Annotated in this window: 11 protein-coding genes; 4 read left to right on the top strand and 7 right to left on the bottom strand. The window is 66.1% G+C overall.

What is annotated here, in order from left to right; all coding sequences use genetic code 11:
- Window position 1 precedes the first annotated feature (1 nt).
- Window positions 2–1,243, top strand: coding sequence for a threonine synthase (locus AC1RPL_RS05620; protein WP_493068267.1), 1,242 nt, complete (start codon window positions 2–4; stop codon window positions 1,241–1,243).
- 98 nt (window positions 1,244–1,341) lie between these two features.
- Here the strand turns inward: AC1RPL_RS05620 and AC1RPL_RS05615 are convergent, their stop codons facing one another.
- Entirely contained in the window at window positions 1,342–1,902 is a 561-nt protein-coding gene (locus AC1RPL_RS05615; RefSeq protein WP_493069086.1) for an alpha-ketoglutarate-dependent dioxygenase AlkB, read from the bottom strand.
- 134 nt (window positions 1,903–2,036) lie between these two features.
- On the opposite strand from AC1RPL_RS05615, the gene AC1RPL_RS05610 reads away from it, so the two are divergent.
- The gene (locus AC1RPL_RS05610; RefSeq protein ID WP_493068266.1) at window positions 2,037–2,351 is read left to right on the top strand and encodes an ArsR/SmtB family transcription factor; all 315 of its coding nucleotides are present in this window, start codon (window positions 2,037–2,039) and stop codon (window positions 2,349–2,351) included.
- Here AC1RPL_RS05610 and AC1RPL_RS05605 read toward each other — a convergent pair.
- The 4 genes from AC1RPL_RS05605 to manD all read right to left on the bottom strand — a co-directional run bounded on the left by AC1RPL_RS05605 (window position 2,336) and on the right by manD (window position 6,687).
- On the bottom strand, window positions 2,336–3,253 hold the full coding sequence (locus AC1RPL_RS05605; RefSeq protein WP_493068265.1) for a 1-phosphofructokinase family hexose kinase: 918 nt from the start codon (window positions 3,251–3,253) through the stop codon (window positions 2,336–2,338). The two genes, AC1RPL_RS05610 and AC1RPL_RS05605, sit on opposite strands and share 16 nt — an antisense overlap.
- Window positions 3,253–4,248 carry a P-loop nucleotide/nucleoside kinase family protein gene (locus AC1RPL_RS05600; protein WP_493068264.1) on the bottom strand — a complete coding sequence of 332 codons (996 nt, stop codon included), beginning with the start codon at window positions 4,246–4,248 and terminating at the stop codon, window positions 3,253–3,255. Before AC1RPL_RS05600 ends, AC1RPL_RS05605 begins: the two co-directional genes overlap by 1 nt.
- A 76-nt stretch (window positions 4,249–4,324) precedes the next feature.
- Window positions 4,325–5,461 (bottom strand): endo-1,4-beta-xylanase, encoded by a 1,137-nt coding sequence (locus tag AC1RPL_RS05595; protein ID WP_493068263.1) that lies wholly within the window; start codon window positions 5,459–5,461, stop codon window positions 4,325–4,327.
- Between the two features lie 14 nt (window positions 5,462–5,475).
- Window positions 5,476–6,687, bottom strand: coding sequence for a D-mannonate dehydratase ManD (manD, locus tag AC1RPL_RS05590; RefSeq protein WP_493068262.1), 1,212 nt, complete (start codon window positions 6,685–6,687; stop codon window positions 5,476–5,478).
- A gap of 133 nt (window positions 6,688–6,820) precedes the next feature.
- Here manD and AC1RPL_RS05585 point away from each other — a divergent pair, with 133 nt between their 5' ends.
- Entirely contained in the window at window positions 6,821–8,968 is a 2,148-nt protein-coding gene (locus AC1RPL_RS05585) for an alpha-glucuronidase family glycosyl hydrolase (protein ID WP_493068261.1), read from the top strand.
- Window positions 8,969–9,041: 73 nt separating this feature from the next.
- Here the strand turns inward: AC1RPL_RS05585 and AC1RPL_RS05580 are convergent, their stop codons facing one another.
- On the bottom strand, window positions 9,042–10,052 hold the full coding sequence (locus AC1RPL_RS05580; RefSeq protein ID WP_493068260.1) for a cupin-like domain-containing protein: 1,011 nt from the start codon (window positions 10,050–10,052) through the stop codon (window positions 9,042–9,044).
- Window positions 10,053–10,108: 56 nt separating this feature from the next.
- On the opposite strand from AC1RPL_RS05580, the gene AC1RPL_RS05575 reads away from it, so the two are divergent.
- The gene (locus AC1RPL_RS05575) at window positions 10,109–10,819 is read left to right on the top strand and encodes a DUF6445 family protein (RefSeq protein ID WP_493068259.1); all 711 of its coding nucleotides are present in this window, start codon (window positions 10,109–10,111) and stop codon (window positions 10,817–10,819) included.
- A gap of 59 nt (window positions 10,820–10,878) precedes the next feature.
- Here AC1RPL_RS05575 and AC1RPL_RS05570 read toward each other — a convergent pair whose 3' ends face one another.
- A complete protein-coding gene (locus AC1RPL_RS05570) occupies window positions 10,879–14,190 on the bottom strand; it encodes a TonB-dependent receptor (protein WP_493068258.1) in 3,312 nt (1,103 codons plus the stop codon).
- Window positions 14,191–14,287: the final 97 nt, after the last annotated feature.

Here is a 14,287-nt window from a genome sequence, read left to right as displayed (position 1 = left end):
CTTGCGCCACGATGCCAATCTGACGACCGACCGTCCGACCTTCGTCACCCATCTCGAATGCGCGATGACCGGCGAGCGCTATGAGGCGGATCAGCTCCACGGCCTGTCGCGTGTCGGCCGCCCGCTGCTGGTGCGCTACGACCTCGAGGGCGCGAAGGCTGCGCTGCCCCGCGACGAGCTCGCACGCCGCCCGGCGGATCTGTGGAAATATCGCGAGCTGCTGCCCGTTCGCCGGACCCGGAACATCGTCAGCCTGGGCGAGATCGCCACGCCGATCATCCCGCTCGACGCCGTGGCGCGCGAAGCGGGCGCGAGCAATCTCTGGGTCAAGGACGAAGGGCGCCTTCCCACCGGCTCGTTCAAGGCGCGCGGCCTGGTCATGGCGATCGCGATGGCCAAGGAGCTGGGCGTCCGGACGATCGCCATGCCGACCAACGGCAATGCCGGCGCCGCCGCGGCCGCCTATGCCAGCCGGGTCGGCATCGAGAGCGTGATCTTCTGCCCCGCCGACACGCCCGAAGTGAATGTCCGCGAGATCGCCGCGCAAGGCGCGCGGGTCTACCGGGTCAACGGCCTGATCGACGATTGCGGCAAGCTGGTAGGGCAGGGAGCGAAGGAAAGAGGCTGGTTCGACCTCTCCACCCTCAAGGAACCGTATCGCATCGAAGGCAAGAAGACGATGGGCCTCGAGCTCGCCGAGCAGCTGGACTGGGAACTGCCCGACGCGATCTTCTACCCCACCGGCGGCGGCACTGGCCTGATCGGCATGTGGAAGGCATTCGCCGAGATGGAAGCGCTGGGCTGGATCGGCCCGAAGCGCCCGAAGATGATCGCGGTCCAGGCCGAGGGCTGCGCGCCGATGGTCCGTGCCTTCTGGGCCGGCGAGCGCCACGCGACGCGCTGGGAGGATGCGCACACCATCGCGATGGGCATCCGCGTGCCCCAGGCGGTCGGCGATTTCCTGATCCTCGATGCGGTGCGCGAGAGCGGCGGCGTGGCGATGGCGGTCAGCGACGAAGCGATCGCCCAGGCGGTGGACGATGCGGCGCGCAAGGACGGCCTGCTGCTCTGCCCCGAAGGTGGCGCGACACTCGCGGCCTGGCGCAAGGCCTTGGGCGACGGACTGGTCTCGCCTGACGAGAAAGTGGTGCTGTTCAACTGCGCGACCGGGCTGAAATACCCGCTGGCCGACCATTCCGTCACGCTCGACAAGGACGGCCCCATCGACTTCGGCGCGCTCTGAACCATAATCGTCACCCCGGCGAGGGCCGGGGCCCAGGGTTCCGCTTCGGTGTCGCTCTTGGCTCTGGGTCCCGGCTTTCGCCGGGATGACGAACAAACCTAGGCCAGACTCCGAAACGTCACCGACCACCGCGCCGCATCCATCGGCGCGATGCTGTGCTCCCACACATGCCGCGCCTCGCCGGAGAGGTGATACGCTCCCCGCGGCTCCAGCGGCACTTCCGCGCGGTCGAACTTCCCGTCGGCCCGGCGTCTCCGCAGCCGCAGTACCGCCGGCGCCCCCAGCGACACGCCCACCACATGCTCGAACACCGGCCGGTCGCGGTGCCAGCCGATCCCGGCGCCCGGATCGTAGCGGATCACCAGCGCCTGAACGAGGTCCTTGGGCGCCAACCCGGCGAACGCGGCCGCCTGCGCGCGAAGGGGAATCAGCCAGTCGGGGATCGCCTCGGTCTCGGCAAAGCTCGAATCGGTGAAGTCGTAGCGCCAGCCAAAGCTGCGCGTGAGGCGCTTCCCCAGCCATTGCTGAAATCGGAACGGCGCGAGGCCGGCGGCGTCGATCGCCCGAATCAGATCGGCTTCTTCATCGGCCGAGACGATATTCTTGGCCTGTTCGATTCCGGCGGGCAGGGCGTCGCCGAAAATATCTGGAAACAACATGGACACCCCTTGGATATGGGGCGCGGAAACCCGCACTTCCAGAGCCGGATACCTGCAGGTTTGGATGGAATTCCATTGTTTTTACCGCACGATAGCGGTTGCAACCGGCGGTTCGGCGCCCTAGCTGTCGCCCCGTGAAGAACGAAATGATTGCCGTAGTTGATCGTGCCTCTGCGTTTCTGAAGGCACTGTCGGGTCGAAGCCGTTTTCTGCTGCTGTGCCACCTTCTCGATGGCGAGAAGTCGGTGGGTGAGCTCGCGCGCCTTACCGGCGCACGGGACACCGCCGTATCGCAGCAGCTGGCGCTGCTCCGCCGCGAAGGGATGGTCGCCGCCCGGCGCGACGGCCAGATGATCTTCTATTCGCTGGCCAGCGACGAGGCGCGCCAGATGCTGGTGTCGATGCACGGCCTGTTCTGCCGCCAGGACGAGGCTCAGGAAGCGGCGTAGAGCCGCTCGACATCTTCCTTGCTGGCCAGTTCGGTTGCCGGTGTCATCAGCGTAGCCGCTCCGGCGGCGATGCCATAGCGTAGTGCTTCCTCGATCCCCTTGCCTTGCGAACAGGCGAGGGTGATCGCCGCCACCATAGAATCCCCGGCGCCCACCGTGCCCTTGGCCTCCACCGGGATGGCCGCGACGCGCAACTCCTCGCCCTCGCCGACCAGCAAGGCACCGCGCTCGGCGAGCGAGATTACCACCACCTCTGCAAAGGCCCGCTCGCGCAACGTCCGTGCAGCGGCCATCTCGTCTGCCTCGCTGGCGATCTCGCGCCCGAGCAGGTCGGCCACTTCACGCAGGCTCGGCTTGATCAGCCAGGCACCCGCGCCTTCGCAAGCGGCCAGCGCGGGCCCCGAGGTATCGATCACCAGCTTCACGCCGTTATCCCGGCAACGCTCCCCGATCCGCTTCAGGATCGCCGGATCGCACCCCGGCGGCAGGCTGCCGCTCACCACGACATGGCTCACCGCCGCCACCCCGAACAGCGCGTCGAGCAGAGCCGCCTGCTCGTCTTCGCTCAGTTCGGGGCCCGGCAGCACGAAGCGATACTGGTCGCCCGGCCGGCCCTCGTCGACGGTGAAGCTCTCGCGCGTCGTCCCGGCAATCGGCACGGCCAGGATCGGCACCTTCTGCGCCTCGAGCAGCTTGACGATCACCGCGCCTACCGGACCGCCGCTCGGGAAAACCGCGGTCGCCGCACCGCCCAGATGCGTCACCACGCGTGCCACGTTGATCCCGCCGCCGCCCGGATCGAAACGCGGGGTGGAACAGCGCAGCTTGTGCCCGGGGCGCACCTTCTCGGTGCAGGTGGTCACGTCGAGCGCCGGATTGAGCGTCAGCGTGGCGATCGCCATCAGCGCGCGCGATCCAGCGCCGCGCGCGCGGCGGCGACGATCAGTTCCTGCGGGCGGTTGGCGCGCACGCGGTGCCAGTGGATCTCGCCCACCGAGCGGCGCGACTGTTCGCACACCACCTTCTCGGTCGCGTCCGAAGCATCATTCTCGCGCGCATTCACCCGCGCGATCCGGTCGCGCTCCGGCGCTTCCAGCCAGATGCCGGTGAAGCCCGCCCGGTAGCGATCGGCCAGCGCCTCGGCCACGTCGCGCTCGCTGCGCGCCATGAACACCGCGTCGAGGATCACGCTGTTGCCACAGGCGAGATGATCGTCGGCGGACTCGAACAGCGCTTCATAGGTCTCGTCGTCATTGCGACGGGTATAATGTCTGGGCGGCAGCCGGGTTTCTGGCGTCACGCCCGCCAGCCGCTTGCGGAACACATCGGAGTGCAGCACCCGCGCGCCGGGCAGCCGCCCGATCCGGCTGCCGAGCAGCCGCGCCAGCGTCGATTTGCCGGTGCCCGAAAGCCCGCCGATCACCACCAGCCTGGGCTTGGCAGGGGCGAGCAGGCTGTCCGCCAGCTCCGTCTCGCCATCGGCGCGCAGGGAAAGGTAGAGCGGCAGCAGCGCCCAGCCGGTCGCGCCCTGCGGCGCCACGTCGAGATAACGGTTGGCGATCGTATTGGCCTCGCCCGCCATGCCGGCGCGCATCACCTCGATCAGCGTGCGGGCCAGGTCGTGGAGCACATCCACCGGCTCGCCCATCACCGCATGGATGCGCCCCGCAGTAATGCGGCGGGCGATCGAGTTCTTGTGGAAATCGAGTTCGGCGCGTTGCGCCTCGGTGGCGGCGCTCAGCGCCAGCGTCTTGCGGAAAACCGCGCCGTCGCCCCTAGGCGCCGCGGCGTGACCTGCGGCGATGCGATCGGCAAGGGCGTGCAGCTGGGTCATATCGAGATCGCCGGCAAGCAGCGCCTCGAAGCCCGGTTCCTGCACTGCGGCCAGCGCCGCCATCGTTTCACCCCCCGTTATCGGTCCGTCGAATCAGCCCCTAGCACGAGTTTTCTGAACGATCTTGGACAAGATCGACCTATCGCGCCGGCGCACCCGCAAAGGCATCCCGGATTACCCCGTAGAGTGGCTTGGCCTGGTACTCCGCATTATAGGGCGTCGCACGCTGCAGGGTCTTGTCCTCGCGCGGCGTGAAGCCGTTCAGCCAGGTGAAGCGGTCGCACATGCCCCAGGCGAGCACGTCCCTGAGCTGGGGATAGGAGAACATGATCTCTAGATAGGCCGCGGCATAGTTGGCGATGATCCCGTCGCGGATCTTCGTATCGGTGGGCAGCGCCTTGTCGTTCACGTCGAACTCCGTGACCGCGAGGCGGTAGCCCATCTGCGTGACGGTATCGAGGAAGGTCCGCCAGGGCTTCTCCTGCCGGCTCACCAGCGCGCCCACCGTGCCCCCGGCGGTGAGGCCGATATGCGATTGCACGCCCAGCGTGTCGCAGGGAATGCCGCGCTTGCGGAGGCCCTCGAGCAGCTTGAGCACGCCATAGCGATGCCCCTCATTGCCCGGCTCCCAGCTCATATAGTCGTTGTAGGTAAGCTCCACGCCCGGCGCATGCTCGCGCGCGGTGTGATAGGCGAAGTCAAGCATCGCCTCGGTCCCGCCGAAGGCGTTGGAGAGCGAGGAGGTGCGCAGTGCGCCGCTGCCTTCCTCCACCGTCTCGTTGACCACGTCGAAGCTGGCGATGCGCTTGCCGTAGAGCTTGCACAGCGTGCGGATATGCGTGCCCAGGATGCGCTCGGCTTCCTTCGCCGGGCTTGCGCCGAAGTCATGGTCGTTCAGCCATTTCGGGAAATACTGCGTCTTGTGCCACAACAGGGTGTGGCCGCGCATCGCCATGCCGTTCGTCTCGGCGAAATCGAGCATGTCGGAGAAATGGTCGAGGTTGAAGGTCTTGGCATCCGGCCGGATCGCCTGCCATTTGAACTCGTTCTCGGGCACCAGCACGCCGCAGTCGCGCTTGAGCAGCTCGGCATATTTGGGATTGGCGAACGAGCCCCGGTCGGCGCCCGGCGGGCTCCAGGAAACGCAGGAGCCGAAGCGCATGCCCCTGGTCTTTGCCACGGCGTTCAGCCCTTCGGTCGCCTGGGCGAGTGCGGGGAAGGGCAGGGCCAGTGCAGCGCCTGCGCCCAGCAATCCACGGCGTGTCAGTTCAATCATCGAGCCTCTCCCGCTCACCAGTTGGACAGCGTTCCGTCTTCGAGCCGTGCGACGGGGAGATAGGCACGCTTATATTCGTATTTCGCCGCCAGTTCCTCGTCGATCTCGATACCCAGTCCCGGGGCGTCGCCCGGATGCATCATGCCATGCGTGAACGAATAGGCGTGCGGGAAAACATCGTCGGTCTTCGCCGTGTGCGGCATCAGCTCCTGGATGCCGAAATTGGGCACCGACAGGCCGAAATGCAGCGCGGCGGCCATGCACACCGGCGACAGGTCCGTCGCGCCGTGGCAGCCGGTGCGCACCTGATAGAGGTCTGCGAACGCCGCGATCCGGCGCAGATGCGTGATCCCGCCCGCATGCACCACGGTAGCGCGGACATAGTCGATCAGCTGCTCCTCGATCAGCTGCTTGGTGTCCCAGATCGTGTTGAAGATCTCGCCCACCGCCAGCGGCGTGGTGGTCTTCTCGCGGATCAGGCGGAAGCCCGCCTGATTCTCGGCCGGGGTCGCGTCTTCCATCCAGAACAGGCGATACGGCTCCAGCTCCATCCCCAGCCGCGCCGCCTCGATCGGCGTCAGCCGGTGGTGGACGTCGTGGAGCAGATGGACGTCCCAGCCCAGCACGTCGCGCGCCTTCTCGAATAGCGGCGCCACCGAGCGAAGATATTTCTCGGTCGACCACAGGCTCTCGGTCGGCAGCGCGCCGTCGGCAGGCTCGTAGCGCTGGCCGGGCTTGGCGACGCCGTATGTCGATTTCAGCCCCGGCACGCCTGCCTGGAGACGGACAGCCTTATAGCCCTCTTCGACGTGCCGCACCGCCTCTTCGATCGTCTCCTCGATCGTCGCGCCGTTCGCGTGCCCGTAAACCATGCAGCCCGTCCGGCTCGCCCCGCCGAGCAGCTGGTAGAGCGGCATGCCCGCAACCTTGGCCTTGATGTCCCACAGCGCCATGTCGACCGCGGCGATCGCGCACATCGTCACCGGTCCGCGCCGCCAGTACGCGCCCTTGTAGAGATACTGCCAGATATCTTCGATCCGGTGCGCGTCGCGTCCGATCAGGCAGGGGATGACATGGTCCTGCAGATAGCTGACCACCGACAGCTCGCGGCCATTGAGGGTCGCGTCGCCAAGGCCGGTTACCCCGTCCGAGGTCTCTATCTTCAGCGTCACGAAATTGCGGTCGGGGCAGGTGACGATCACGCGCGCGGATATGATCTCGGCCATGTCGCCTCTGCTTCCCCTTCCTCGTCCGACGCGTCGTTCCCTCGCGCGCCTATGTGCTTGGTAGCGCTACCATTGTTGACCTGTTACAAGCTTGTCAACGGCGGCTTTTGACCGACGAGGGACAGGAAGAGCGATGCTTCGGAAATTGCTGGCTATTTTGTCTGCGTTTTTGTGTTTCAGCCTTGCGAATCAAGGCCATGCCGAAGACGGATACGACCTCTGGCTGCGCTATCAGCCGCTCGAATCCGCTGCGAAGGCGCGTTACGCGCCGCAGATCGCTAGCGTCGTCGCCCCCGATGAAAGCCCGACGATCCGCGCCGCTGTCGATGAGCTTGCGCGCGGCTATCAGCGCATGTTCGACCTGACGCTTGCCCGGCACCAAGCGGTCCAGGACGGCGCCGTGCTGGTGGTGCGCGCGGGCTCGCCGCTGCTCCAGGGGCTGGACCTGCCGTTCGCGAAGCTCGGCGCGGACGGCTATCTGATCCGCACCGCCAATGTGCAGGGCGAGCGCGTCACGATCATCGCGGGCAACAGCGATGTCGGCGCGCTCTACGGCGTGTTCCGCTTCCTCAAGCTGCTCCAGACCGGCGCTCCCATCGACAATCTCGCCATCACCGATGCGCCCAAGCTGCAGGTCCGCGTACTCAACCATTGGGACAATCTCACCGGCCATGTCGAGCGCGGCTATGCCGGCCTGTCGCTGTGGGACTGGCAGAAGCTACCGCTCTACAGGGACCCGCGCTACACCGATTATGCCCGCGCCAACGCCTCGATCGGCATCAACGGCACGGTGCTGACCAACGTCAACGCCAATGCCGATATCCTTCGCCCCGATTACCTCCAGAAGGTGAAGGCGCTGGCCGAAGTCTTTCGGCCCTATGGCATCAAGGTCTATCTGACCGCGCGCTTCTCCGCCCCGATCGAACTCGGCAAGCTGAAGACCGCCGATCCGCTCGATCCCGCGGTCCAGGCCTGGTGGAAGGCCAAGATCGACGAGATCTACAGCGTGATCCCCGATTTCGGCGGCCTGCTGGTCAAGGCCAATTCGGAAGGCCAGCCCGGCCCAGCCGACTATCATCGCACCCATGCCGAAGGTGCCAACATGCTCGCCGATGCGCTCGCCCCGCATCACGGCATCCTGATGTGGCGCGCCTTCGTCTATGCCGCCGAGAATGCCGAGGACCGGCACAAGCAGGCTTTTGCGGAGTTCCAGCCGCTCGACGGCAAGTTCCGCGACAATGTCTTGGTCCAGGTCAAGAACGGCGCGATCGATTTCCAGCCGCGCGAGCCCTTCCATCCGCTGTTCGGCGCGATGCCCCGCACGCCGCTGATGATGGAATTCCAGATCACCAAGGAATATCTCGGCTTCGCGACCCATCTCGCCTATCTCGGCACGATGTGGGAGGAGGCGCTGCAGAGCGACACCTTCCGCCCGGCCAAGGGCAGCACCGTCGCCAAGGTGATCGAGAAGCCGGTCGAGCCCGGCGCCGTCACCGGCATGGCCGGCGTCGCCAATATCGGCAACGACCGCAACTGGTCGGGCTCGCAATTCGACCAGGCCAACTGGTACGCATTCGGCCGCTTCGCCTGGGATCCCGACGCAAAGGCGGAAGCGATCGCGCGCGACTGGGCAGTAATGACCTGGGGCGCCGCTGCCGCCGACACGGCGGTCCGCATGATGATGGGCTCGCGCGAGGCGGTGGTCGATTACATGACTCCGCTCGGCCTTACCCACCAGATGGCGACCGGCCATCACTACGGCCCCGGGCCTTGGATCGCCGACCTAAAGCGCCCCGAATGGAACCCGGCTTATTATAACAAGGCTGCGCCCGACGGGATCGGCTTCGACCGGACGCCCAGGGGCAGCGACGCGCTTTCCCAATATGCCCCTCAGGTCGCAAGAAACTGGGGCAATGTGAAAACCGTACCGGATGAATTGCTGCTCTGGTTCCACCATGTGCCGTGGGACTATCGGATGAAGTCCGGCCGGACTTTGTGGGACGATTTGGTCATCCATTACGACGCAGGCGTGGATGGCGTGCGCCAGATGCAGGTCGATTGGGCGGGACTGCGCGGCAAGGTTGACGAGACCCGCTGGGCCGAGGTCCGCGATTTCCTGGCGATCCAGCTTGAGGAAGCGATCTGGTGGCGGGATGCTTCGGTGGCGTATTTCCAGTCGATCTCGAAGCGCCCGCTGCCTGCCGGCCACAAGCCGCCCGCGCAAGCCCTCGACTATTACAAGGCGATCACCACGCCCAACGCGCCGGGGCAGGCGGGTTGAGGTAGAAGGGGAGGGCGCTCCCTAACCGTCATCCCCGCCTTCGCGGGGATGACGAAGGAGAAGGAAGCGCCCGTCAAGGCCGCGCCAGCCCCCGCGCCAGATACTGCTTGATATACTGCCGCAGCTGCGGCGTCGGCTCGCCCAGTACGCTGCGATGCTCGGGCGCCATGTGCGCCGCGGGATCGCCGTGCCGCTGGAAGACGAACGTGTCGAAGAATTCCGCCCAGGCCTCGCGCCGCTCGGGCGGCAAATGGCTGATCGTCAACACGGCATGCACCATCGCATCGAAGCGCGCATCCTGGTCGGGCGAGTCCGTCCACCAGAAATTGACCAGCAGGTTGAACGGCGACAGCGCCTCCACCTGATGCCACCACAAGGCCGGGATGTAGATCGCGTCGCCCGGCTCCAGTTCTGCCACCAGCGCGGCATCCAGCGCGTCGCAGAAGCGCGGGAAGCGCGCGAAGTCGGGCTCGGCCATATCGACCATGCTCAGCGGCTGGCCCGCCACGGTGTGATCCAGCGGGCCGATATAGAGGTTCGACGTGTGCTCGGGCGGGAACAGGGTGAAGCGCCGGCGTCCGGCGGCAACGCAAGCGATATTGTCCGACGCGTCGAAATGCGTGGAGATGCTGCAGGCATTGCCGATCCAGATCCGCGGCTCGGCGCCCATGCCGAACAGGGCGGGCAGCTGGTTCGCGCCGGCGAACCCCGGCAGCGCCTGCGCCGTCTCCACCGCCCCGGCATAGACCGCGGGCACGGTATCCTTGCCTTTCAGCCCCAGCACATAGCGCAGCAGATCGGCGAAGCGCCCCTTGCGCCGCTCGAAATTGAAGCCGCGCATGTCCTGCGAATAGAAGAACCGCCCCTGGATCGCCGGCGCGCCGATGAACGCCTCGGCGCTGGCACCTTGGTCGAAGCCGAGCAGGTAATCGCATGCTGCCTGGTCCGATTGCGCACTCGCCTGCACCAGCGGCCAGTCCGCCGCCACGCCGCGCAGCACGACGGGGGCATAGCCCGCGATCAGCGTGCGCAGCCCTGCGGCGTCCAGCGGGCCCTCAATCTCACGGATCGGCGCTTGCGGCATGGTACTCGCTATCCCGGTAATGCTACGACGATATCCGGAGGGTTGATGTCCCGGGCATGTCTGTGTTGTCGCACGATTTTTCGCTGAATGCGCGCCCCGTCGCGCGCCTGTCGCACCTCGGCAGGGAAGGGGAGCCGCTGCTCTGCCTGGACGGGCTGATGCGCGATGCGACGGCGCTGGTCGACTATGCCGCCACCCGGACCGAATTCGCTCCCGTCCACGGTCCCGAAGGCGGCTATCCCGGTATCCGCGCGCCCGCGCCGCTCGATTATGTCGAGGCCGTGGTGCGCGCGCTCGACCCGGTGGTGCGGGAAGCCTTCGGGCTCGGCCCGGTCCGCCTCGGGCGTGCCGAATGCAACTTCTCGCTGGTCACGCTGGGTGCGGACGATCTCACCCCCTCGCAGCGCGTGCCCCACATCGATACCACCGATCCCCTGCAATTCGCGTTCCTGCATTATCTGTGCGGCCCGGATCGGGGCGGCACCGCTTTCTATCGCCACCGAGCCACCGGCTTCGAAGCGCTCTTGCCCGAGCGGCTCGCGACCTACGAGGCCATCCGCGCCACCGAACCCGCACCCGCGCCCGGCTATATCCAGGGGGATACCCCCGAGTTCGAGCAGATCGCCGCCGCCGATGCCGCCTTCGACCGGATGCTCGTCTATCGCAGCCGCCAGCTCCACTCCGGACTGGTCCCCGCCGTGCTCGACCCGGATCCGCGCCGCGGCCGGCTCACAGCCAACATCTTCCTCAGCTACCGCCCCGCCTGAGCAAAAAAATTGGCGCCGCCGGTAGGGACCGACGACGCCAGTGCAAGGTGTGGCTTGGATCAGAAGTTGAAGCGGGCGATCGCGGAGAAGCGGCGGTCGTTCATGAACCAGCCGCGCGGCACTTCCACATTGCCGCCCCCGATCTTCGAGATCACCGCGTTGGTGCGGGTCACTTCGTTGGTCAGGTTGGATCCCTGGACGCCGATCTTGATCTGCTTGGTCACCGCGAAGAAGACCGAGGCATCGAGCTGGCCGGTCGCCTTGTTGATGATCGGATCGAACGGCGTGATCACGTCGCGGACGGTGACCACGAAGTCCGAGCGCCACGAATAGCTGGCACGCAGCGAGATCGGGCCATAGTCGAAGAACGGCGTGATGTTCACTTGGTGCTTAGAGAGGCCCTGGAGCGGCAGCGTGGAGGTGTCCACGGTCGAAACGCGGCCCGCGGCGACGTCCGGATCGGTTTCCGACAGGGTCGACTGCGGCACACCCGAGCTGTCGACGAACGTATAGTTCGCCTGCAGACCCAGGCCCTTCAGCGGCCCCGGCAGGAAGTCGAAGGTCTGCTGATAGGCAACTTCGAAGCCCTTGATCTTGCCCTTCTCGGTCGCATTCACCGGGGTGGTGATGACGACCGGGTAGGTCTGGCCGTTGTTGGTCAGGTCGACGCGGCGGGTGTCGTTGGTTACCACCCCGTCCAGCACCTTGTAGAAGGCCGAGACGGTCAGCGAGCCGACCCGCGAGAAATACCATTCCGCCGTGAGGTCGAAGTTATCGGCTTCGGTCGGCTTCAGATACGGGTTGCCCGCGGTAGTCACGCCTTGGAAGCGGAAGCTGTTCGGGATCAGCGTGCCGCTGGTGTCCGTGTTCTGCACCACCGACAGGTTCGCCTGGGTGTAGTTGCGGATATAGCCGGTCTGGGGCGGCGAGACGCCCTTGAAATAGGCGGCGCGGAACTGCAGGCCGCCGCCCACTTCGAGCTTCAGGTTCACGCTCGGCAGCCAATAGTCATAGTCGAGCTTGACGCTGGAGGCCGTCAGCGCGCCGTTGACGAAGGCACGTGCCGCATTGCGGTCCGCGATGCTGAACGAACAGAACGGCGAAAGCGTCGCGGGCGGCACGACCGGCGTGGAGCAGGTCGCATCGGTCGGGAAGGCAGTCGTGTTGGTGAACGAGTTGTAGCCGTCCGACTGGCGCTTGGTCCTGGTGTAGCGCACGCCGACATTGCCGGTGAGGTGCAGCCCGCCGAGATGCGTATCGATGCGCGTCATCAGATACGCGGCATAGTTGCGCTCGCGGATCGGGTTGATCTCGTCGGGCAGGAACGGCGTGCCGGCGATGACGCCGCAGCGCTCCGCCAACGGGTTCCAGCCCGCGTTGATCGTGCGGGTCCCGCAGGTCGTCGTGCCCTGCCATTCGCGCGCGATCGCAGACGCATAGCGGACCATCGCGTCGTAATTCTGGACGGTGTCGCCATTATAATAGAGGCGGCTCTGTCCGCCGAGCGGGTTGGTCACCTGGCCACGGAAGAAATTGTCGAAGGAATAGGGCGAGTAAGCGGAGATCGGCGCGCCGTCGGTGCGCGACGCGTTGTTGCCGTTCACCGGCGTGTCGAGCCAGATCGGGCCGTTATTGCCCCATTGCTCCGAAAGCACGCCCCAATTGTAGCGCGAGAAGCGCGAGACCTGGTCGCGGTCGGCATAGCGCACGCCGCCCTGGATCGACTTCAGGAAGCTGCCCTCGCCCAGCGAATAGTCGAGGTCGAGGCGGAAGGCGTCGGAATTGCCGTCGCTCTGCTCGACGTGATCCATCGCCGCGCGCGGGAAGGTGTTGTACGGATCGTTGAAGCTGTTGTGGCCCGCGCCGTAATAGCTCGGGTTCATCGAGCCGCCCACGGGCTGAGCCGTGTTGCAGTCATAGGCGGTGCCCGGCGGGTTCTGCGAATTGGCCGAGGGGCCGTTGCAGACCTGCGGCGGCAGGAAGGCCACCGTCGGGAAATCGTCGCCGTTCAGCTTGATCGATGCGTTCTGATAGGTCGAATTCCACAGCGTGTTGTCGAGCAGATAGGTCTTCGACTTCACGTGCTGGTAATCGAAGGTCACGCCCAGCCGGTCGCTGGCGTTCCACTTCAGGTTGAAGCCGTAATCGTCGGTGACGAGCTTCTGCTGCTGGTCGCGGCGGATATTGTTCGATTGCAGGCCCAGCATCGGCGTGCGCGCCGCGCCGGTGTTCTGGTCGCCGCGCCAGCCGGTCGGGCCGGTGATCGTGCCGTTGACGAACATGCCGTCGCTGTCGAAGTCGAGCGTGGTGCCCGGCACGCGGCGCGAGTCACCGTTGGACGAGACGTTGTCGGTCGCGATCTCGATCGTGCGCTCGGTCCAGGCTTGGCGCGCGTCGGAGCGCAGGAACTGGGCGACGGCTTCGATCGATCCGTCATTGCTGCGATACTGCAGCGCCGCGGCATAGCCATAGCGCTCGCGGTTGAATTCCTGGCGGCCCATCACGGCGCCGCGCGGGAAATAGACCTGGCGGTTCACCGTGGTGCCGCCATTGTCGATGACGTCGCCGTCCGAATAGAGGTTGCGGATGCGGAAGCTCGAGACCTGGAAGCGGTCCGACTGGCTCTTCAGCTGCGAATAGGAGAAATTGCCGAGGATGCCGATCTCGCCGATGCCGGTCTGCCAGCGGTCGCTGACCATGATCGAGCCCGTCGGCGTCCATTCCTTCTCGAAGTCGCCATAATTCGCCTCGAGCGAGCCCGCGACGACCAGGCCCTTCTTGTTGTCGAACGGCTTGCGCGTGCGCAGGTTGACCACGCCGGCGATGCCGCCTTCGATGCGGTCGGCCGAGGGCGACTTGAACACATCGACGCCGCCCATCATTTCCGACGGCACGTCGGCGAAGCTCAGCGCGCGGCCGTTATTGGCGGTGAACGCCTCGCGGCCGTTGAATTCCGAGCGGACATAAGTGAGGCCGCGCACGACCACGCCCGAACCTTCGACCGAGAAGTGGTCGGGATCGACGCCGGCCGCAAAGCGGTTGATCGACACGCCGGGGATGCGCTGCAGCGTCTCGGTCACCGAACGGTCGGGCAGGGCGCCGATGTCCTCGGCAGTCACCGAGTCGACGATCACGTCCGAATTCTTCTTGAGCGTCTGGGCGCTCTGCAGCGACTGGCGATAGCCCTGGACGACGATCGCGTCCTCGGGCGGCGTGTCCTGCGTGGCGGGGGCGGCCGCAGTGTCCTGCGCGAAGGCCGGGGCTGCGATCGACAGGCAGGCGAGCGCCGCCGCGGACACGCCGGCGCGCAAGGTCCCCGTACGGAACCTCGCAACCTTGTCGGCATGGTGAATCATTGCGTGCTTGCGCATCGAGCTGTCCCCTCCTGTGTTAGCGCTACCATATGTTGGCGCGTTTCTTATTTGTGTCGAACCTAAAGTAGGAGTTATCCAAAGATCAAGCCGTCTT

It is taken from the genome of Sphingomonas sp. GW821-FHT12D09, from assembly GCF_058807215.1.
Note: the sequence above shows the minus strand (reverse complement) of the source record. Positions and strands in the feature narration are given on the sequence as shown.

What these genes read in the sequence shown, in the direction of transcription:
- AC1RPL_RS05570 (WP_493068258.1), bottom strand. Translation starts at nt 14,190, where the DNA reads ATGCGCAAGCACGCAATGATTCACCATGCCGACAAGGTTGCGAGGTTC.
- AC1RPL_RS05585 (WP_493068261.1), top strand. Translation starts at nt 6,821, where the DNA reads ATGCTTCGGAAATTGCTGGCTATTTTGTCTGCGTTTTTGTGTTTCAGC.
- AC1RPL_RS05580 (WP_493068260.1), bottom strand. Translation starts at nt 10,052, where the DNA reads ATGCCGCAAGCGCCGATCCGTGAGATTGAGGGCCCGCTGGACGCCGCA.
- AC1RPL_RS05600 (WP_493068264.1), bottom strand. Translation starts at nt 4,248, where the DNA reads ATGGCGGCGCTGGCCGCAGTGCAGGAACCGGGCTTCGAGGCGCTGCTT.
- AC1RPL_RS05615 (WP_493069086.1), bottom strand. Translation starts at nt 1,902, where the DNA reads ATGTTGTTTCCAGATATTTTCGGCGACGCCCTGCCCGCCGGAATCGAA.
- AC1RPL_RS05605 (WP_493068265.1), bottom strand. Translation starts at nt 3,253, where the DNA reads ATGGCGATCGCCACGCTGACGCTCAATCCGGCGCTCGACGTGACCACC.
- manD (WP_493068262.1), bottom strand. Translation starts at nt 6,687, where the DNA reads ATGGCCGAGATCATATCCGCGCGCGTGATCGTCACCTGCCCCGACCGC.
- AC1RPL_RS05595 (WP_493068263.1), bottom strand. Translation starts at nt 5,461, where the DNA reads ATGATTGAACTGACACGCCGTGGATTGCTGGGCGCAGGCGCTGCACTG.
- AC1RPL_RS05575 (WP_493068259.1), top strand. Translation starts at nt 10,109, where the DNA reads ATGTCTGTGTTGTCGCACGATTTTTCGCTGAATGCGCGCCCCGTCGCG.